Source organism: Citrobacter sp. wls826, from assembly GCF_005281245.1.
Lineage (GTDB): Bacteria > Pseudomonadota > Gammaproteobacteria > Enterobacterales > Enterobacteriaceae > Citrobacter > Citrobacter braakii.
The window spans coordinates 173,795-191,904 of record NZ_SZWS01000027.1 but is presented as its reverse complement, the minus strand read 5'-3'; the positions used below and the strand labels follow the sequence as shown (position 1 = coordinate 191,904).

Annotated in this window: 17 protein-coding genes; 12 read left to right on the top strand and 5 right to left on the bottom strand. The window is 53.3% G+C overall.

Annotated elements, in window-relative coordinates; all coding sequences use genetic code 11:
* Nucleotides 1-770 (top strand): tRNA dihydrouridine(16) synthase DusC (gene dusC / locus FDW87_RS06780; RefSeq protein ID WP_252363055.1); only part of this gene is annotated, 770 nt, incomplete at its 5' end.
* A gap of 185 nt (nucleotides 771-955) precedes the next feature.
* Here dusC and FDW87_RS06775 read toward each other — a convergent pair.
* Nucleotides 956-1,690, bottom strand: a complete 735-nt coding sequence (locus tag FDW87_RS06775) for a bifunctional 2-polyprenyl-6-hydroxyphenol methylase/3-demethylubiquinol 3-O-methyltransferase UbiG (protein WP_016153703.1) — start codon at nucleotides 1,688-1,690, stop codon at nucleotides 956-958.
* 169 nt (nucleotides 1,691-1,859) lie between these two features.
* On the opposite strand from FDW87_RS06775, the gene mdtQ reads away from it, so the two are divergent.
* Nucleotides 1,860-3,299 carry a multidrug resistance outer membrane protein MdtQ gene (gene mdtQ / locus FDW87_RS06770; RefSeq protein ID WP_131379639.1) on the top strand — a complete coding sequence of 480 codons (1,440 nt, stop codon included), beginning with the start codon at nucleotides 1,860-1,862 and terminating at the stop codon, nucleotides 3,297-3,299.
* A 24-nt stretch (nucleotides 3,300-3,323) separates the two neighbouring features.
* Here the strand turns inward: mdtQ and FDW87_RS06765 are convergent, their stop codons facing one another.
* Entirely contained in the window at nucleotides 3,324-3,896 is a 573-nt protein-coding gene (locus tag FDW87_RS06765) for a DedA family protein (RefSeq protein ID WP_016153701.1), read from the bottom strand.
* Between the two features lie 163 nt (nucleotides 3,897-4,059).
* On the opposite strand from FDW87_RS06765, the gene FDW87_RS06760 reads away from it, so the two are divergent.
* Nucleotides 4,060-4,647 carry a Yip1 family protein gene (locus tag FDW87_RS06760; RefSeq protein ID WP_016153700.1) on the top strand — a complete coding sequence of 196 codons (588 nt, stop codon included), beginning with the start codon at nucleotides 4,060-4,062 and terminating at the stop codon, nucleotides 4,645-4,647.
* A gap of 180 nt (nucleotides 4,648-4,827) precedes the next feature.
* Nucleotides 4,828-5,775: a D-alanyl-D-alanine endopeptidase gene (pbpG, locus tag FDW87_RS06755; RefSeq protein ID WP_016153699.1), complete on the top strand. Its 948-nt coding sequence runs from the start codon at nucleotides 4,828-4,830 to the stop codon at nucleotides 5,773-5,775.
* A gap of 100 nt (nucleotides 5,776-5,875) precedes the next feature.
* Here the strand turns inward: pbpG and dld are convergent, their stop codons facing one another.
* A complete protein-coding gene (gene dld / locus FDW87_RS06750) occupies nucleotides 5,876-7,585 on the bottom strand; it encodes a D-lactate dehydrogenase (RefSeq protein WP_016153698.1) in 1,710 nt (569 codons plus the stop codon).
* 232 nt (nucleotides 7,586-7,817) lie between these two features.
* On the opposite strand from dld, the gene bglX reads away from it, so the two are divergent.
* The 5 genes from bglX (at nucleotide 7,818) to FDW87_RS06725 (ending at nucleotide 14,091) form a co-directional block, all read left to right on the top strand.
* Nucleotides 7,818-10,115: a beta-glucosidase BglX gene (bglX, locus tag FDW87_RS06745; RefSeq protein WP_016153697.1), complete on the top strand. Its 2,298-nt coding sequence runs from the start codon at nucleotides 7,818-7,820 to the stop codon at nucleotides 10,113-10,115.
* Between the two features lie 221 nt (nucleotides 10,116-10,336).
* Entirely contained in the window at nucleotides 10,337-11,254 is a 918-nt protein-coding gene (locus FDW87_RS06740; RefSeq protein WP_137379557.1) for an ABC transporter substrate-binding protein, read from the top strand.
* A 15-nt stretch (nucleotides 11,255-11,269) separates the two neighbouring features.
* Complete coding sequence (locus FDW87_RS06735; RefSeq protein ID WP_287117138.1) at nucleotides 11,270-12,436, top strand: ABC transporter permease; 1,167 nt, start codon at nucleotides 11,270-11,272, stop codon at nucleotides 12,434-12,436.
* Entirely contained in the window at nucleotides 12,429-13,376 is a 948-nt protein-coding gene (locus FDW87_RS06730) for an ABC transporter ATP-binding protein (RefSeq protein ID WP_016153694.1), read from the top strand. The genes FDW87_RS06735 and FDW87_RS06730 overlap by 8 nt, the downstream gene beginning before the upstream one ends.
* The gene (locus FDW87_RS06725) at nucleotides 13,360-14,091 is read left to right on the top strand and encodes an ABC transporter permease (protein WP_049269039.1); all 732 of its coding nucleotides are present in this window, start codon (nucleotides 13,360-13,362) and stop codon (nucleotides 14,089-14,091) included. The genes FDW87_RS06730 and FDW87_RS06725 overlap by 17 nt, the downstream gene beginning before the upstream one ends.
* Here FDW87_RS06725 and FDW87_RS06720 read toward each other — a convergent pair.
* Complete coding sequence (locus FDW87_RS06720) at nucleotides 14,072-14,179, bottom strand: protein YohO (protein ID WP_003027354.1); 108 nt, start codon at nucleotides 14,177-14,179, stop codon at nucleotides 14,072-14,074. The genes FDW87_RS06725 and FDW87_RS06720 overlap by 20 nt on opposite strands.
* Nucleotides 14,180-14,253: 74 nt before the next feature.
* Entirely contained in the window at nucleotides 14,254-14,985 is a 732-nt protein-coding gene (gene mlrA / locus FDW87_RS06715; RefSeq protein WP_016153692.1) for an HTH-type transcriptional regulator MlrA, read from the bottom strand.
* 225 nt (nucleotides 14,986-15,210) lie between these two features.
* Between mlrA and FDW87_RS06710 the strand changes: the two genes are divergently transcribed.
* From FDW87_RS06710 to FDW87_RS06700, 3 genes are all read left to right on the top strand, one after another.
* Nucleotides 15,211-16,896 (top strand): sensor histidine kinase, encoded by a 1,686-nt coding sequence (locus tag FDW87_RS06710; protein WP_016153691.1) that lies wholly within the window; start codon nucleotides 15,211-15,213, stop codon nucleotides 16,894-16,896.
* Complete coding sequence (gene btsR / locus FDW87_RS06705; RefSeq protein ID WP_016153690.1) at nucleotides 16,893-17,612, top strand: two-component system response regulator BtsR; 720 nt, start codon at nucleotides 16,893-16,895, stop codon at nucleotides 17,610-17,612. Before FDW87_RS06710 ends, btsR begins: the two co-directional genes overlap by 4 nt.
* 46 nt (nucleotides 17,613-17,658) lie before the next feature.
* Nucleotides 17,659-18,110: DUF1456 family protein (locus tag FDW87_RS06700; protein WP_137379567.1), on the top strand; the 452-nt coding region annotated here is incomplete at its 3' end.

The window sequence follows — 18,110 nt, the reverse complement described above, 5'->3', positions numbered from 1 at the left end:
CCGGCACGCGGGTGCGCATACAGTTGCTGGGGCAGTATCCGCAGTGGCTGGCGGAGAACGCGGCGCGCGCGGTAGAACTGGGCTCGTTTGGTGTCGATCTGAACTGTGGCTGCCCGTCGAAGCTGGTCAACGGCAGCGGCGGTGGCGCAACGTTATTAAAAGATCCTGAACTCATCTACCGGGGCGCAAAAGCCATGCGCGAGGCAGTTCCGGATCATCTCCCCGTGACGGTGAAAGTGCGTCTGGGCTGGGACAACAGCGACAGGCAGTTTGAAATTGCTGATGCCGTTCAGCAGGCGGGCGCCAGCGAGCTGGCGGTGCATGGCCGAACCAAGGAACAGGGCTATAAGGCCGAGCATATCAACTGGCAGGCGATCGGTGAGATCCGCCAGCGGCTTACCATTCCGGTTATCGCGAATGGCGAAATCTGGGACTGGCAAAGCGCCCAGGACTGTATGGCTATCAGCGGATGCGATGCGGTGATGATTGGCCGTGGGGCATTAAATATTCCGAACCTGAGCCATGTGGTGAAATACAACGAGCCACGTATGCCGTGGCCTGATGTCGTGATGCTGTTGCAAAAATATACTCGTCTTGAAAAGCAGGGTGATACCGGGCTGTATCACGTGGCGCGGATTAAACAATGGTTAGGGTATTTGCGTAAAGAATACTCAGAGGCAACCGCGCTGTTTCAGGAAATTCGCGCATTAAACAATTCACCGGATATCGCGCGCGCGATTCAGGCCATTGATATCGCTAAATTGCATTAACATATTAATCGGCCACCGGAGTGGCCTTTTTTTTCAAAAAATCATCTTAAACACGCCAGTTACCACCAATAACCCAATCAGAAAAATAACTAAAATAATCCACAGTAAGATTTTCATCAGCGTTCCTTTTTTGGTGAGTTCAGGTTAAGTATAGGAAAGCCTCTGAAAATCTTCCTGTAATGACCTTACTCCGGTTTACGTGCGCTGAGCAGAAACACCATTGGCCGCTCTTTTTCTTCATCCAGTGCCGGGTTTTCAGCAATCTGTTCAGCGGACGGTCCCCATTCATCGACACAAACGATTTCGAATCCGGCGGCTATCAGCGCATTAATCCAGGTCGCCAGCTTACGGTGCTGTTTTTTGACGCCCTCCGCGAACCAGTTACTGATGCGTGTGCCTTCCTGCTGATAATGATTGACCGGCCAGGACTGTTGCCCGGTTTTATCTTTTATCCAACCCTGGTTAAGCGGTGCAGTATAAATGGGATGCTCGGCAGAGAATACCAACATGCCTCCCGGTGTTAACGACTGGTAAATCGTTACGAATAATCGCGCGATATCGCGCAAATAGTGCAGGGCAAGTGAGCTATAAACCAGGTCAAAGGAATTTGGCGACAGGGAAAGCGTCTCGAGATCTTCACGGCGATAAACGATGCCATTACCCTGCGTCATGCTGTGCGCCTGGGTTAACATCTTTTGTGAAATATCCAGTCCCACTACGCTGGCCGCCTGGTTATCGCGCGCGTAGCGGCAAAACCAGCCATATCCGCAACCCAAATCGAGGATATTTTTTCCCTGCAGAGCGGGGAGCATCGCTTGTATTGTCGGCCATTCTGGCGCACCGTCGAGCCCTTTTACTGAACGGTCCAGTGTGGCATATCCGGCAAAGAACTCGGGATCGTCATAGATATTCTGTGACATAATGTCTCCATCCATAAATTATTAAAATTAATTAATCTAAATTATTTGTTGGGTGTATATTTTTCCGATTATATATTTTTATTGCCAAAGGTGTATTGCCACGCGTAACTAAAAAAGGAAACGCGACAAGTCGTAATCTCAGCACATCTTTTCTTACCTGTGTCTCTCCATGAATCGTAATTCTGCTTTTGTCACGACGGCATTGTTGCCGCTTTTTATTTTGATGTCAGGTTGCGCGCCGATGCATGATGACCGCCAGTCTCTGTCACAGCAGACCCCCGCTGCGAATGTCGATACCACATTGCCTGCGGCGTTAAAAAATGGCTGGCCGGACAGCCAATGGTGGAAGGCATACCATGACCCCCAGCTTAATGCGCTGATTGACAGCACGTTACGAAACTCCCCTGATATGCAGGTCGCGGAACAGCGCATTCAACTGGCGGAGGCGCAAGCTAAGGCTGTGGAGGCGCAGGATGGCCCGGAGATCGATTTCTCAGCAGATGTGGAGCGTCAGAGAATGTCAGCCGAAGGGCTGATGGGTCCGTTTGCCATTACCGATCCGGCCGCCGGGACGACCGGGCCGTGGTACACCAACGGCACCTTGGGTTTAACTGCTGGCTGGAATCTGGATCTGTGGGGTAAAAATCGGGCCGAAGTGACGGCACGTATTGGGGCCGTTAAGGCGCGTGAAGCCGAGCGCGAGCAAACGCGACAGGTGCTGGCGAGCGGTGTGGCTCGTCTATACTGGGAATGGCAAACGCAGGCCGGGCTGAAAACCGTGTTGACGCAAATCGAAACCGAGCAGCAGAACGTCATTAACGTTGATCGTCAACTGTATCAAAATGGTCTTACTTCTTCGGTGGAAGGCGTTGAAACCGATATCGATTCCAGCAAAACAGAGCAGCAGCTGAACGATGTCAGCGGTAAAATGAAGGTGATTGAAGCGCGGTTGAGCGCGCTGACCAACTCGCAGTCCACAGCCCTGAAACTCCATTCGACCCCGCTGCCCGCGGTGGAAAGCCAGCTCCCGTCCCAGCTAGGTTATTCGCTGCTGGCCCGCCGACCGGATTTGCAGGCGGCGCACTGGTACATTGAGTCATCGCTGAGCAGCATTGATGCGGCGAAAGCGGCGTTTTATCCCGATGTAAATCTGATGGCATTTTTACAACAGGATGCGTTACATCTGAGCGACTTGTTTCGCCATTCCGCGCAGCAAATGGGCGTAACGGCCGGGCTGACGCTGCCTATCTTTGATAGCGGCAGGCTGAACGCGAATCTCGACATTACTCAAGCGCAAAGCAACCTGACGGTGGCGAATTACAACAAAGCCGTGGTGGATGCGGTGAATGACGTGGCGCGTGCAGCATCGCAGGTAGAAACACTGGCGCAGAAGAATCGGCATCAGCAGCAGATTGAGCATGATGCACTGCGCGTAGTGGGTCTGGCGCAGGCGCGCTTCAATGCCGGAATTATTGCGGGCTCCCGGGTCAGTGAGGCAAAGATCCCGGCATTACGTGAACAGTGCAACGCTCTGCTTTTACAAGGGCAATGGCTGGATGCCTCAATCCAGTTGAACCGCGCGCTGGGGGGCGGCTACCACGCTTCGTAACGCACCCGCCCGGTAGACATCGCGCTATCGGGCCGTACTTTTGCTGCTGCGTTTTTTTAACCACCACCGAACGCCAGGCACCAGCACAATCACCAGAGCCAGCCATATCCAGTGCTTAATATGCTGGTCGAGATTGTGTAGCCACGGCGCAATGACTTCTCCCCCCACGTAACCCAGAGTGGTAAATATCAGCGCCCACGCCAGCGCCCCCAGAATATTCAACGGCAGGAAAATTTTAGGCGGTAAATGGCTTGCGCCAATCAGCAACGGGCCGATCACGCGAAAACCATACATAAAACGGGTGCCAATTACGAACAGATAAGGACGGCGCTGGATCATTTTCTGCGCCCGGCGGATTTTGTCGCGATGTTTTGAGAAACGACGCAAAATTTTTCCACCGTAACGACGCCCAAGCAGATACAGCAATTGATCGCCAATCATCCCGCCCAGGGCCACAGAGATAACCACCAGAGGAAATTTAAGTAATCCCTGATGTGCCGCCACGCCGCCCAGCAGGGTAATGGTTTCACCTTCGGCCAAACTGCCAATGACCAATGCGGCGTAACCGTAATGTGCAATAAGACTGTTTATATCCATATGTCTGGATGACCTCCGACGTTAAGCATACACCCTGTGAATCATCGTGGGGTTTAAAAGCGCTGAATTAGCGGTTCGTCATTTTTGTTGTTGTACAAAAATTAATCCAAAGCTGAATTATACTTGAACTGTTGAGGTCCGGAGCTGACAAGAAGGGGGCGGTATGAACCATGTCTGGGGGCTGTTTTCCCATCCCGATCGTGAAATGCATGTGATCAACAGCGAAAACGAAAGCGTTTCGCATCACTATACCCACCATGTACTGCTGATGGCGGCAATCCCGGTTGTTTGTGCGTTCATCGGTACCACACAAATCGGCTGGGATTTTGGCGATGGCAATATCCTGAAATTATCCCTGTTGACTGGATTTGCAATGGCGATTCTGTTTTACGGGGTGATGCTGGCGGGCGTTGCCGTCATGGGCCGGGTTATCTGGTGGATGGCGCGTAACTACCCGCAGCGTCCGTCGCTGGCGCATTGTATGGTCTTTGCCGGATATGTCGCGACGCCGCTTTTTTTAAGCGGGCTGGTCGCACTTTATCCGCTGGTCTGGCTGTGCGCATTAGTCGGGACTCTCGCGCTGTTTTACACCGGCTATTTACTTTATCTCGGCATTCCAACGTTCCTGAATATCACTCGTGAGGAAGGGTTGAGTTTTTCCAGTTCGACGCTGGCGATCGGTGTGCTGGTACTGGAGGTACTGCTGGCTATTACGGTAATCCTGTGGGGTTACGGCTATCGGTTATTCTGACGGATAAACCTGTCTACGCTGCGTTGTTGACGTAAAAGTCAGCAACGCAGCATTTCGAGACGATTCTCCTGTGGCAGCAAACCTGCCGGATCGTTATGATGCCTGAGCTAGCTTGAGATAATACTTAATCTCTGGCGGTGTGCGTTGTGACGTGCGTGAACCATTATCAGAAATCTCATCATGCTGAAATTCCGAGTTTCATTATTAAGCCTTGCCCTGGTGCTGGCCGTTCCTTTTGCACCCCAAGCCGTGGCGAAAACGGCAACTACCGCAGCGGCTTCTCAACCTGAGATAGCGTCCGGTAGCGCGATGATCGTTGATCTGAATACCAACAAAGTTATCTATTCGAACCACCCGGACCTTGTGCGTCCGATTGCGTCGATTACCAAATTAATGACGGCGATGGTGGTGCTTGATGCACGACTGCCGCTGAATGAAAAGCTGAAAGTCGATATTAGCCAGACGCCGGAGATGAAAGGCATTTACTCTCGCGTACGACTGAACAGTGAAATCAGCCGTAAAGACATGTTACTGCTGGCGCTGATGTCATCAGAAAACCGCGCGGCGGCGAGCCTGGCGCATCATTACCCGGGCGGATACAACGCGTTTATCAAAGCCATGAATGCCAAAGCGAAAGCGCTCGGCATGACTCAGACACGCTTTGTGGAACCCACTGGCTTGTCGATTCATAACGTCTCGACCGCCCGTGACTTAACCAAGCTGCTGATCGCCAGCAAACAGTATCCGCTGATCGGCCAGTTAAGTACCACGCGTGAAGATATGGCGACGTTTGCCAACCCTGCGTATACGCTGCCGTTTCGTAACACCAACCATCTGGTATACCGCGATAACTGGAATATTCAGTTAACGAAAACCGGGTTTACCAATGCGGCAGGTCACTGTCTGGTGATGCGCACGGTGATTAACAACAAGCCGGTGGCGCTGGTGGTGATGGATGCCTTTGGCAAATATACTCACTTTGCCGATGCCAGCCGTTTACGTACCTGGATTGAAACGGGCAAGGTGATGCCGGTTCCGGCGGCGGCGCTGAGCTATAAAAAGCAAAAAGCTGCGCAGATGGCAGCGGCTGGTTCGGCGAAGGGCGAGCAAACCGCGCAGAACGATTAAATAAGATGTCTTATCCGGCCTACGCATAGCGAATGTAGCAGTAGGCCGGGCAAGCGAAGCGCCCCGGCAACATGCCCGGTAGCGCTTATCTTTTTCAGGTTTACGATTCTTTCCAGAACTTCTGCTTACTCGTTTTCCCAATACCCGGATTCATACTGTTGGTGGGGTCATTCTCACGGTAAAAACGGGTCAAGGTTTCCGGCGCCTGATACAGATGCCCGACGTTATGCTCTGCCGGATACTGCGCCCCACGCTCGCGCAGGAGTTCCAGCATCTGCTCTTTGAGCGCATGCGCATCCACGCCTTTTTTCACGATGTAATCCTGATGGAAAACGTAACACATAAAGTGACCGTAATAGAGTTTGTGCACCAGTTGACTGTCGATCTCTGGAGGCAGATGCTCGTACCATTCGGTGTCGTTACGGCGCAGCGCGATATCCAGCGCCAGAATATCTTCCACCTCATCCGCATGCACGGCCTGATAACGAATAGCCGCGCCAGCCGCCGCAAAGCGATGCAAGAACGCCTTGCTGCCTTCTTCCGCCGTACAGGCAAAGAAGTCGCCTTCAGCGGTTTTGAAATACTCGCTTAGCCAGTTTTGGGCTTCAGCCACGCCGCCACCGGCCATTTTTAACAGCAGGTGATGCTCGTACTTATCGCGCCAGCTTTTCATGCGCGCCGGTAAGTGGCTGGGGAACAAATGACCAAATTTCTGCATTGCCCGGTCGGTGAAGTGAGGACGGAAAATTTTCACTTTTTCCAGCATCGCATCGGTGCGGCCTTTCAGGGTGAAGAAGAACGGCATTTTGTCGGTGCCGAGCTTGTCGATCATCAGAAACGTATCTTTGCCGTATTGCTCAGCGATGTCGTAAATATCGCGGTGCATATATTCACCGGCGACCGGCAGATGCTCGAATTTTGCCAGAATATGACGGCGGATCTCCGTCAGCACCTCTGGCTGGTTGGTGCCGATGTAAAAGACCTGCTGGTTTTTTTCGGCTTCGAAGGTGTCCAGACGCACGGCAAAGACCGCGAGCTTGCCTGCACAACCGGACGATTCAAACAAGCGATCCGGGTCGGCGTTATAGCGTGCGGGCGTGTCCGCGTCGATATCTCTGACACGGGTAACGTAGTCGTGATCGTGCGCGTGACGCCCGTCGTGGCGAACATCGTCATCTCTAATACGCTCGTCATCCAGTTTGCTCAGGATCTGCTCCGGGGTCTGGCCCAGCTCAATACCCAGATGGTTAACCAGCTGTAATTTTCCCTGTTCATCAATACGCGCAAACAGCGACATCTCCGTGTATGCCGGGCCGCGCTGTACCAGCGAGCCGCCGGAGTTGTTGCAAATGCCACCGATAACCGAAGCGCCGATACAGGAAGATCCGATTACCGAATGCGGCTCACGGCCAAACGGTTTGAGCGCTTTTTCCAGCGAATAGAGCGTGGTTCCTGGATAGGCCAGCACCTGTTCACCTTTGCCGATGACGTGCAGCTTATCAAGACGCAGGGTGCTGATAATGACAATCTCGCGGTCGTAATCATTACCGCTCGGCGTAGACCCTTCGGTCAGGCCGGTGTTAGCGGCCTGCATCAGGATAATTTTATCCGCGGCGACGCAGGCGCTCAAAACGCGCCACAGTTCTAAAAGCGACCCGGGGAACACGACGGCAAGCGCATCGCCCTGGCCGGAGCGGAATCCCTTGCGATAGCGGGCGGTTTTAGCAGGTTCTGTCAGCAGGTGTGAATGACCCACCAGACGGGTCAGTTCATTCAGGAAAGCTTTATTATCTGTTGTAATGGAAGACATTCTCCACTCCTTGTGGTGGGACTCAATATCAGGAACAAGCATAGCGCTTTGTATGACAATACGCTTTCTCATTCATATTGTCTCTGGTTCGTCTTTTACTGATTCGCGCTGGTTTCGAAAATTAGGAGAATAACCTTAGCTTTCTTTATCGCTCCCGTTTAGTCTTACGGCAAACTGCGGTTTTTGTTATATTTTCGCTGCCTCGTCGGGAAAAAATAAAGAGAGAATCAACATGAAATGGCTATGTTCTGTAGGTGTCGCGGTGAGTCTGGCATTGCAACCAGCGTTGGCGGACACTCTGTTTGGTAACCATCCACTGACGCCAGAGGCGCGGGATGCCTTCGTTACCGATTTACTCAAGCAGATGACCGTAGATGAGAAGATTGGGCAACTGCGTTTGATAAGCGTCGGGCCTGATAACCCGAAAGAAGCCATCCGCGAGATGATCAAAGACGGGCAGGTTGGGGCAATTTTTAACACCGTCACGCGCCAGGATATCCGCAAAATGCAGGATCAGGTGATGGATCTCAGCCGCCTGAAAATCCCTCTCTTTTTTGCCTACGACGTATTGCACGGTCAGCGTACCGTATTCCCGATAAGCCTCGGTCTGGCATCCTCCTTTAATCTTGATGCGGTCAGAACCGTTGGTCGAGTGTCTGCGTATGAAGCCGCCGATGATGGTCTGAATATGACCTGGGCGCCGATGGTCGATGTCTCGCGCGATCCGCGCTGGGGCCGCGCCTCGGAAGGGTTTGGCGAAGATACGTATTTGACCGCCACGATGGGCAAAACCATGGTGGAAGCGATGCAGGGTAAAAGCCCGGCCGATCGCTATTCGGTGATGACCAGCGTCAAGCACTATGCCGCCTATGGCGCGGTTGAAGGCGGCAAGGAATACAACACCGTCGATATGAGCCCGCAGCGTTTGTTCAACGACTATATGCCACCGTACAAAGCCGGACTGGACGCCGGTAGCGGTGCGGTGATGGTGGGGCTTAATTCGCTGAACGGTACGCCGGCGACTTCGGATGCATGGCTGTTAAAAGACGTCCTGCGCGATGAGTGGGGCTTTAAGGGCATTACCGTTTCCGATCATGGCGCGATTAAGGAACTGATTAAGCACGGCACTGCCGCCGATCCTGAAGATGCGGTGCGTGTGGCGATCAAGTCCGGCATCAACATGAGCATGAGCGATGAGTATTACAGCAAATACCTGCCGGGGTTGATTAAGTCAGGTAAGGTGACGATGGCGGAGCTGGACGACGCTGCGCGTCATGTGCTGAACGTGAAATATGATATGGGGCTGTTTAACGATCCGTACAGCCATCTGGGGGCCAAAGAATCTGACCCGCAGGACACCAACGCGGAAAGCCGTTTGCACCGCAAAGAGGCGCGTGAAGTGGCGCGTGAAAGCCTGGTGCTGCTGAAAAACCGTCTGGAAACATTGCCGCTGAAAAAATCCGCCACCGTAGCGGTTGTCGGTCCGCTGGCCGACAGCAAGCGTGATGTGATGGGGAGTTGGTCTGCTGCCGGGGTTGCCGATCAGTCGGTAACGGTGCTGACGGGGATTAAAAATGCCATCGGCGAGCAGGGCAAAGTGGTATACGCCAAAGGGGCGAACATCACCAACGACAAAGGCATTGTCGACTTCCTCAACCAGTATGAAGAGGCGGTGAAGGTTGACCCGCGTTCGCCGCAGGCGATGATTGATGAAGCCGTTAACGCCGCGAAGCAGTCTGACGTAGTCGTCGCGGTAGTTGGTGAAGCGCAGGGAATGGCGCATGAAGCCTCCAGCCGCACCGATATCACCATTCCGCAGAGTCAGCGTGACCTGATTACCGCGCTGAAAGCCACGGGTAAACCGCTGGTTCTGGTACTGATGAACGGTCGTCCGCTGGCGCTGGTTAAGGAAGATCAACAGGCCGATGCGATCCTCGAAACCTGGTTTGCCGGGACGGAAGGCGGTAACGCCATCGCCGATGTGCTGTTTGGCGATTACAACCCGTCAGGTAAGTTGCCGATGTCTTTCCCGCGCTCTGTCGGACAGATCCCGGTCTATTACAGCCATCTTAATACCGGTCGCCCGTATAATGCCGATAAGCCGAATAAGTACACGTCGCGCTACTTTGACGAAGCGAACGGTCCGTTGTATCCCTTTGGCTATGGCCTGAGCTACACCACATTCACGGTTTCTGATGTGAAACTCTCTTCTCCGACGATGAAGCGTGACGGGACCGTGACGGCCAGCGTGCAGGTGACCAACACCGGCAAACGCGAAGGTGCGACGGTGATTCAGATGTATTTGCAGGATGTTACCGCTTCAATGAGTCGTCCGGTAAAACAGCTGAAAGGTTTTGAGAAGGTGAATCTTAAGCCGGGTGAAACCCAAACTGTTAGCTTCCCAATTGATGTTGAAGCGCTGAAATTCTGGAACCAGCGTATGCAATACGATGCCGAACCGGGCAAGTTCAACGTCTTTATCGGCGTGGATTCTGCCAGAGTGAAGCAGGGCGAATTTGAACTGCTGTAGTAATTGATATCATGCCTGGTAACGTGACGCTTATCAGGCCTGCGAAATCGTACCATCCGGTAAACTCACTTTGGGTTTGCCGGATTTTTTTTATTGTATTATCGCCTTAGCGCGAGTAACTCGCAGTGTTACTACCCAATTGCCAGGTTAAGGCTTGATTTTTCGACTATGCTTTTTCCTCAAGTCTCTGAAAAGGGCCGTAAAAGAATGAGGAGTGCAGCATGATAATTTCAAAAGTTTGGGTGGGTTCGCTGGCGTTATTTGCCGCGATCAGCTTGCCCTTACAGGCCGCGTCACCCGTCACGGTCGGTTCAAAAATAGATACCGAAGGGGCGCTGCTCGGCAACATTATTTTGCAGGTGCTCGAAAGTCACGGCGTGAAAACCGTTAATAAAGTACAGCTGGGTACCACTCCGGTGGTGCGTGGGGCAATCACCTCTGGTGAACTGGATATTTATCCGGAATATACCGGCAATGGCGCATTCTTTTTTAAAGATGAGAATGATCCTGCATGGAAAAATGCGCAGGCCGGTTATGACAAAGTGAAAAAGCTGGACGCAGAGCAAAATAAGCTGATCTGGCTAACGCCTGCGCCCGCCAACAACACCTGGACCATTGCGGTTCGCCAGGATGTCGCGCAAAAGAATAAGCTTGAGTCCCTTGCCGATTTAGGCCGTTACCTGAAAGACGGGGGGACGTTCAAACTTGCCGCCTCTGCGGAATTTATCGAACGGGCTGACGCGCTGCCTGCCTTTGAAAAAACCTATGGTTTCAAACTGAATCAGAATCAGCTGTTGTCGCTGGCGGGGGGGGATACCGCGGTGACGATTAAAGCGGCGGCGCAGCAGACCTCAGGGGTCAATGCAGCGATGGCCTACGGTACCGATGGTCCGGTTGCGGCGCTCGGTCTGCAAACATTAAGCGATCCGCAAGGCGTACAGCCCATTTATGCGCCAGCGCCCGTTGTGCGTGAATCGGTGCTGCAGGACTACCCGCAAATGGCAGAATGGCTACAACCGGTATTTGCCAGCCTGGATGAAAAAACGCTGCAACGGCTGAATGCCAGTATCGCCGTGGAGGGGCTGGATGCGAAAAAAGTCGCAGCAGACTACCTGAAGCAAAAAGGATGGGTGAAGTAACGGAGTTTGCAGCAGGTGGGTGTTTTGTCGAATATTTCAGTAAATCGGGTGCTGTTGCTGCTGGTGTTTCTTACCATCGCGGCGGCAGCGCTTCCTTTCATTAGCTATGCTCCCAATCGCCTGGTTTCCGGTGAAGGGCGTCAACTCTGGGATATCCAACCCGACATGGCGTGGGGATTAGCGGCGGCCTGTGTGCTGCTGTTTCTTCTGTGCTTTGTACCGGGAAAATCCGGCAATATATTGACGCTTATCATTAGCCAACTGTTGGTGATTGCGGCACTGGTCATCGCCGGCACAACGGCAACGTATCTGGCTCAGACGGGTAGCCCGCTGGCCAGAACCAGCCTGGGCAGCGGGTTCTGGTTAGGGCTGGGATTGATGCTGCTGGCAGCCAGTGACGCCATTCGTCGCATCACCGAACGGGCGTCGTGGCGTTGGTTATTGCACGCACAAATATTCATTTTGCCGCTGGTGTTACTGCTCTCCGGTACGTTTAACGATCTTTCTCTGCTTAAAGAATATGCCAATCGCCAGGATGTCTTTAACGACGCGCTGGCGCAGCATCTGACGATTCTGTTCGCTACCGTGGTGCCCGCGCTGCTCATTGGCGTGCCGCTGGGTGTCTGGTGTACTTTTTCTGTCTCCCGTCAGGGGCCAGTATTCGCGGTACTGAACATCATCCAGACTATTCCCTCCGTCGCGCTGTTTGGCCTGTTAATTGCGCCGCTTGCTGGACTGGTGAAGCACTTTCCCTTGCTGGGTTCGCTTGGCGTAGCGGGAACCGGTCTGACGCCTGCGCTTATTGCGTTGGTGCTGTATGCGCTCTTACCGCTGGTTCGCGGCGTAGTGGCTGGGTTGAATCAGGTTCCACGCGATGTACTTGAAAGCTCCCAGGCGATGGGGATGAGCGCGCGTCAGCGGTTTATCTCGGTGCAGTTTCCACTGGCGCTGCCGGTCTTCTTGCGCAGTTTGCGAGTGGTGATGGTCCAGACGGTGGGGATGGCGGTGATAGCCGCGCTGATTGGTGCAGGGGGATTTGGCGCGCTGGTCTTTCAGGGATTGCTCAGTAGCGCCGTTGATTTAGTGCTGTTGGGTGTGATCCCGGTCGTTGTGCTGGCTGTGTTGATTGATGCGCTGTTTGATTTAGGGATCGCGCTGCTAAAGGTATCGAATAATGATTGAATTTCGCCATGTCAGTAAAACCTATGGCCAGCAAAAAGCCGTCGACGACCTGAACCTGCAGTTAGGAGAGGGCAGCTTTTCGGTATTAATTGGCACGTCAGGTTCGGGCAAGTCTACCACGCTAAAGATGATCAACCGGCTGGTTGAACATGACAGCGGGCAGATCCGTTTCGCCGGGGAGGAGATCCGCAGCCTGCCGGTGCTGGAGTTACGACGGCGCATGGGGTACGCGATTCAGTCTATTGGTTTGTTTCCCCACTGGACCGTCGCGCAGAATATTGCCACCGTACCGCAGCTGCAAAAGTGGTCACGTTCACGTATTGATGACCGAACAGATGAACTAATGGCGCTGCTGGGCCTTGAGGCGAGTTTGCGCCACCGTTATCCGCATCAGCTTTCCGGTGGACAACAGCAGCGGGTTGGAGTTGCGCGTGCGTTGGCCGCAGATCCGCAGGTGCTACTGATGGATGAGCCTTTTGGCGCGCTGGACCCGGTCACCCGCGGCGCGCTGCAGCAGGAGATGACGCGTATCCATCGTTTATTGGGACGTACCATTGTGCTGGTGACGCATGATATCGACGAGGCGTTGAGACTGGCGGAGCATCTGATTTTGATGGATGCGGGAAAAGTTGTGAAGCAAGGCACGCCGCTGTCGATGCTCACTGCGCCAGCGAATGATTTCGTGCAAACTTTTTTTGGCCGCAGTGAACTGGGCGTAAGGCTGTTGTCGCTGCGTACGGTAGGGGATTTTATCCGTCGCGGTGAACACTCAGACGGCGAGCCGCTGGTGGATGAGATGACGCTACGTGATGCATTGTCGGTGTTCGTGGCGCGTGGCTGCGACGTCTTGCCGGTCGTGACGCCGCAGGGGTTACCCTGCGGGACGCTTCATTTTCGCGATTTGCTTTCGGAGACGCCGACCCGTGAAACGTCTTGCTGATCCATTGCTATGGCTTGTTGCGCTGTTTCTGATCCTGTTGGTGGGGTTGCCCCACAGTCAGGTCCTGTTTAGCTCGCTATTTCCGGCGCTGCCGCGTCCCGTGTATCAGCAGGAAAGTTTTACGGCGCTGGCGTTGAGCCATTTTGCGTTGGTGGGGATTTCAAGCCTTATTGCCGTCATCATTGGCACCGGAGCGGGAATAGCGGTAACCCGGCCCTGGGGCGCGGAATTCAGGCCGATGGTGGAAACGATTGCCGCCGTGGGGCAGACATTTCCTCCGGTCGCCGTGCTGGCGATCGCCGTACCGGTGATGGGGTTTGGGCTTGAACCCGCGATTATCGCGCTGATTTTGTATGGCGTGTTACCAATCTTGCAGGCAACTCTGGCAGGACTCGGCGGAATTTCTCCCAGCGTGATGGATATCGCCAGCGGAATGGGCATGAGTCAGGGCCAGCGGCTGCGGAAAGTGGAGTTGCCGCTGGCGGCACCGGTTATTCTGGCGGGAATTCGCACGTCGGTGATTATTAATATCGGCACCGCTACGATAGCCTCAACCGTCGGGGCCAACACATTGGGCACGCCGATTATCATCGGGCTGAGCGGGTTCAATACCGCCTATGTGATTCAGGGGGCGCTGCTGGTCGCGCTGGCTGCGGTGATCGTTGACCGCGGGTTTGAGCGATTAGCGAGCCACCTTACCCGGCACGTAAAATGAATGTGTAGCCTGCCAGCATGACGCCGCCGATACCGCCGATGGCCATCAGCAGGAAGAGGGTGATGACACCGATTTTAGCTGCGCTCATTATGCACTCCTTATGTGAATCTAAGGATTGTACACGTTTGTTAACAGAATATTAAGAGCCGATCCTGGTTGGCTTTAAATACCGAGCGGATAAATATCGTGACCTAACGCGCGCCATTCGTTCAGTTGTTGCTGCTGAGCGGGCGTTTGGCTTTCACCGCACCAGACCAGTAAGGTTCGGCCTTCAAACAATTCCGGTCGCAATTGGTTTAGCGAGTGGGCGAGGACGTCAACGCGCCATCCCTGCTGGCTGGCAACCCAACCCTCCAGCCATAAGCGGGTGGTATCATGAATGTTCCAGCCGACAACCAGGGCATCTTTACCCTGTTTCTTGCGCGCCGAGGCCAGACAAATCGCGATGTAGTTGATGAGGACACCGTCGAGGATCCCCAGTAACGCCTGCAGGATCGGCTGCTGACATTGCAGGCGGCGGCGTAACGGAATGAACAAATGGGTGTTGAGCGTTTGTGCGGGATAATCCTGACCGCGCTCTTTGATCCACATCCTGAGGCTATGCAGATTATTACTTTGCAAATAGCTCAACAGCGTCTCTTGCTGTTCGCGCCAGCCGTTATGCACATCAATGTTCTCGTTACTGAGCAACATTTTTACCTTACTGACCTGAACGCCGTTATTTATCCAGCGTTTTATCTCACGGATCCGGTCGATATCCGCGTCGTTAAACAGGCGATGCCCGCCGTCTGTTCGCTGCGGTTTCAGTAATCCGTAACGCCTCTGCCACGCGCGTAAAGTGACAGGGTTGATATCACAAAGCAAAGCCACTTCACCTATTGTGTAAAGCGCCATCGTCGTCTCACTTATGCTCGCGAGGTCCCAGTTTTACTTTAGACGCTCTTTTGCGAACCAGGTAGTTTTGTCTGTTTTTTGATCAACAAATGGGTGAATTTGTAGTCATGCTCGCGCTTTCGAGTGATCGTTCTCACAAATTCCTTTTTTTTTGCAACACTTCAAAGAAAGTTACGCGCAGCCCATGTATGTTACGCGCTTTTAAGTGATGTGTGGTTGGCAGGTATGTACGAGTTTAATCTGGTGTTGCTGCTGCTTCAGCAGATGTGTGTGTTTCTCGTTATCGCGTGGCTCATGAGCAAAACGCGTTTGTTTATCCCGCTGATGCAGGTCACGATCCGGCTCCCGCACAAGCTGCTTTGCTACGTTACCTTTTCCATTTTCTGCATTTTGGGCACCTATTTCGGGCTGCACATTGATGATTCTATTGCTAATACCCGTGCTATCGGCGCGGTGATGGGTGGGCTGCTTGGCGGCCCGGTGGTCGGCGGTTTGGTCGGTCTAACCGGTGGCTTACATCGCTATTCAATGGGCGGAATGACTGCGCTCAGTTGCATGATTTCGACCATTGTCGAAGGTTTGCTCGGCGGGCTGGTGCACAGCGTGCTCACCCGTCGTGGCCGTACCGATAAAGTCTTTAGCCCACTGACCGCGGGTGCCATTACTTTTGTCGCCGAACTGGTGCAGATGCTGATCATCTTGTTAATCGCCCGGCCGTTTGACGATGCGTTTCGGCTGGTCAGTAATATCGCCGCGCCGATGATGGTGACGAATACCGTGGGTGCAGCCTTATTTATGCGTATTTTGCTCGATAAACGGGCGATGTTTGAAAAATATACCTCTGCTTTTTCCGCCACTGCGCTCAAAGTTGCCGCCTCAACGGAGGGTATTTTGCGCCAGGGGTTTAACGAGGTTAACAGCATGAAGGTCGCTCAGGTGCTGTATGAAGAGCTGGATATCGGTGCTGTGGCAATTACCGACCGCGAGAAGCTGCTGGCATTTACCGGCATTGGTGACGATCACCATCTACCCGGAAAACCTATTTCGTCGTCGTACACCCAACGGGCGATAGAAACCGGAGAGGTGGTGTATGCCGATGGGAATGAAGTCCCTTACCGCTGTTCTTTGCACCCGCAATGCAAATTAGGCTCGACGCTGGTGATCCCTTTGCGGGGGGAAAACCAGCGGGTGATGGGGACCATCAAACTGTATGAAGCCAAAAACCGCCTCTTTAGCTCGATCAACCGCACGCTGGGGGAAGGGATCGCTCAACTGCTTTCTGCGCAGATTCTGGCCGGGCAGTATGAGCGGCAAAAAGCGATGCTTACGCAGTCGGAAATCAAACTCCTGCATGCACAGGTGAACCCCCATTTTTTGTTTAATGCGCTCAACACCATCAAAGCCGTGATCCGACGTGATAGCGAGCAGGCCAGCCAACTGGTGCAGTATCTGTCGACGTTCTTTCGCAAAAACTTAAAACGTCCGTCGGAGATTGTGACGCTGGCTGATGAAATTGAGCACGTTAATGCCTATCTGCAAATTGAAAAGGCGCGATTTCAGTCGCGCCTGCAGGTGACTTTAACGGTGCCAGATGCGCTTTCGTATCAGCAATTACCTGCCTTTACCCTACAACCTATTGTGGAGAATGCCATTAAGCACGGTACCTCTCAGCTACTGGATACCGGCGAAGTGTCGATTACCGCCCGCCGCGAAGGGCAGTATCTGATGCTGGATATTGAAGATAACGCCGGGTTGTATCAGCCAACGTCTGAGGCCAGCGGATTGGGTATGAATCTGGTTGATAAACGACTGCGCGAGCGGTTTGGCGACGATTTTGGCATCAGCGTAGCGTGTGAACCTGACCGCTTTACCCGAATCACTTTACGACTTCCTCTGGAGGAACTGGCATGATCAAAGTGCTGATTGTCGATGACGAACCGTTAGCGCGGGAGAATCTGCGGATCCTGTTGCAGGCGCAAAGCGACATCGAGATCGTCGGCGAATGTTCGAATGCGGTGGAAGCCATCGGCGCGGTACATAAACTGCGTCCGGATGTCCTGTTCCTTGATATTCAGATGCCGCGTATCAGCGGTCTGGAAATGGTTGGCATGCTTGATCCTGAGCATCGTCCGTATATTGTTTTCCTTACTGCCTTTGATGAATATGCGGTGAAAGCTTTTGAAGAACACGCGTTTGATTATCTTCTCAAACCGATTGAAGAGGCGCGACTGGAAAAAACGCTGAGCCGTTTGCGTCAGGAGCGCACGAAGCAGGATGTATCGCTACTGCCGGAGAATCAGCAGGCGCTGAAGTTTATTCCGTGCAGCGGCCACAGCCGAATCTATCTGCTGCAAATGGATGACGTGGCGTTTATCAGCAGCCGCATGAGCGGCGTGTATGTGACCAGCAGCGATGGTAAAGAAGGTTTCACCGAACTGACGCTCAGAACGCTGGAAAGCCGTACACCTTTGCTGCGCTGCCATCGGCAATATCTGGTGAATATGGCGCAATTGCGGGAGATCCGTCTGGAAGAAAACGGTCAGGCCGAACTGATTTTACGCAACGGGCTGACAGTTCCGGTAAGTCGCCGTTATCTTAAAAGCCTAAAAGAGGCGATTGGACTGTAAAACTGATACACTGCGCGCCATTGCATCACCGACAGTTGAAGGCTCTATGCTAAGTAACGATATTCTTCGTAGCCTGCGCTACACCCTGAAAGCGAACAATAACGACATGGTGCGTATTCTTGCGCTTGCTGACATGGAATCCACCTCCGCAGGTTTTGATACCTGGATGACAAAAGAAGATGAAGCCGGGTTTATTCGCTGCCCGGATATCATTCTCTCCGGATTTTTAAACGGTCTGATTTATCATCTGCGTGGTAAAGACGAGTCTGCGCCGGAACTGGCGCTTGAGCGTCGTGTTAACAACAACACGGTGCTGAAAAAGCTGCGTATCGCCTTTTCGCTGAAAACCGATGATATTCTTGCCATTATGACCGAGCAGAAGTTTCGTGTGTCGATGCCTGAAATTACCGCCATGATGCGCGCGCCGGATCATAAGAACTATCGCGAATGCGGCGATCAGTTTCTGCGTTACTTCCTGCGGGGTTTGACGTCGCGAGT

What these genes read in the sequence shown, in the direction of transcription:
- FDW87_RS06775 (WP_016153703.1), bottom strand. Translation starts at nt 1,690, where the DNA reads ATGTCACAGAATATCTATGACGATCCCGAGTTCTTTGCCGGATATGCC.
- mdtQ (WP_131379639.1), top strand. Translation starts at nt 1,860, where the DNA reads ATGAATCGTAATTCTGCTTTTGTCACGACGGCATTGTTGCCGCTTTTT.
- FDW87_RS06765 (WP_016153701.1), bottom strand. Translation starts at nt 3,896, where the DNA reads ATGGATATAAACAGTCTTATTGCACATTACGGTTACGCCGCATTGGTC.
- FDW87_RS06760 (WP_016153700.1), top strand. Translation starts at nt 4,060, where the DNA reads ATGAACCATGTCTGGGGGCTGTTTTCCCATCCCGATCGTGAAATGCAT.
- pbpG (WP_016153699.1), top strand. Translation starts at nt 4,828, where the DNA reads ATGCTGAAATTCCGAGTTTCATTATTAAGCCTTGCCCTGGTGCTGGCC.
- dld (WP_016153698.1), bottom strand. Translation starts at nt 7,585, where the DNA reads ATGTCTTCCATTACAACAGATAATAAAGCTTTCCTGAATGAACTGACC.
- bglX (WP_016153697.1), top strand. Translation starts at nt 7,818, where the DNA reads ATGAAATGGCTATGTTCTGTAGGTGTCGCGGTGAGTCTGGCATTGCAA.
- FDW87_RS06740 (WP_137379557.1), top strand. Translation starts at nt 10,337, where the DNA reads ATGATAATTTCAAAAGTTTGGGTGGGTTCGCTGGCGTTATTTGCCGCG.
- FDW87_RS06730 (WP_016153694.1), top strand. Translation starts at nt 12,429, where the DNA reads ATGATTGAATTTCGCCATGTCAGTAAAACCTATGGCCAGCAAAAAGCC.
- FDW87_RS06720 (WP_003027354.1), bottom strand. Translation starts at nt 14,179, where the DNA reads ATGAGCGCAGCTAAAATCGGTGTCATCACCCTCTTCCTGCTGATGGCC.
- mlrA (WP_016153692.1), bottom strand. Translation starts at nt 14,985, where the DNA reads ATGGCGCTTTACACAATAGGTGAAGTGGCTTTGCTTTGTGATATCAAC.
- FDW87_RS06710 (WP_016153691.1), top strand. Translation starts at nt 15,211, where the DNA reads ATGTACGAGTTTAATCTGGTGTTGCTGCTGCTTCAGCAGATGTGTGTG.
- btsR (WP_016153690.1), top strand. Translation starts at nt 16,893, where the DNA reads ATGATCAAAGTGCTGATTGTCGATGACGAACCGTTAGCGCGGGAGAAT.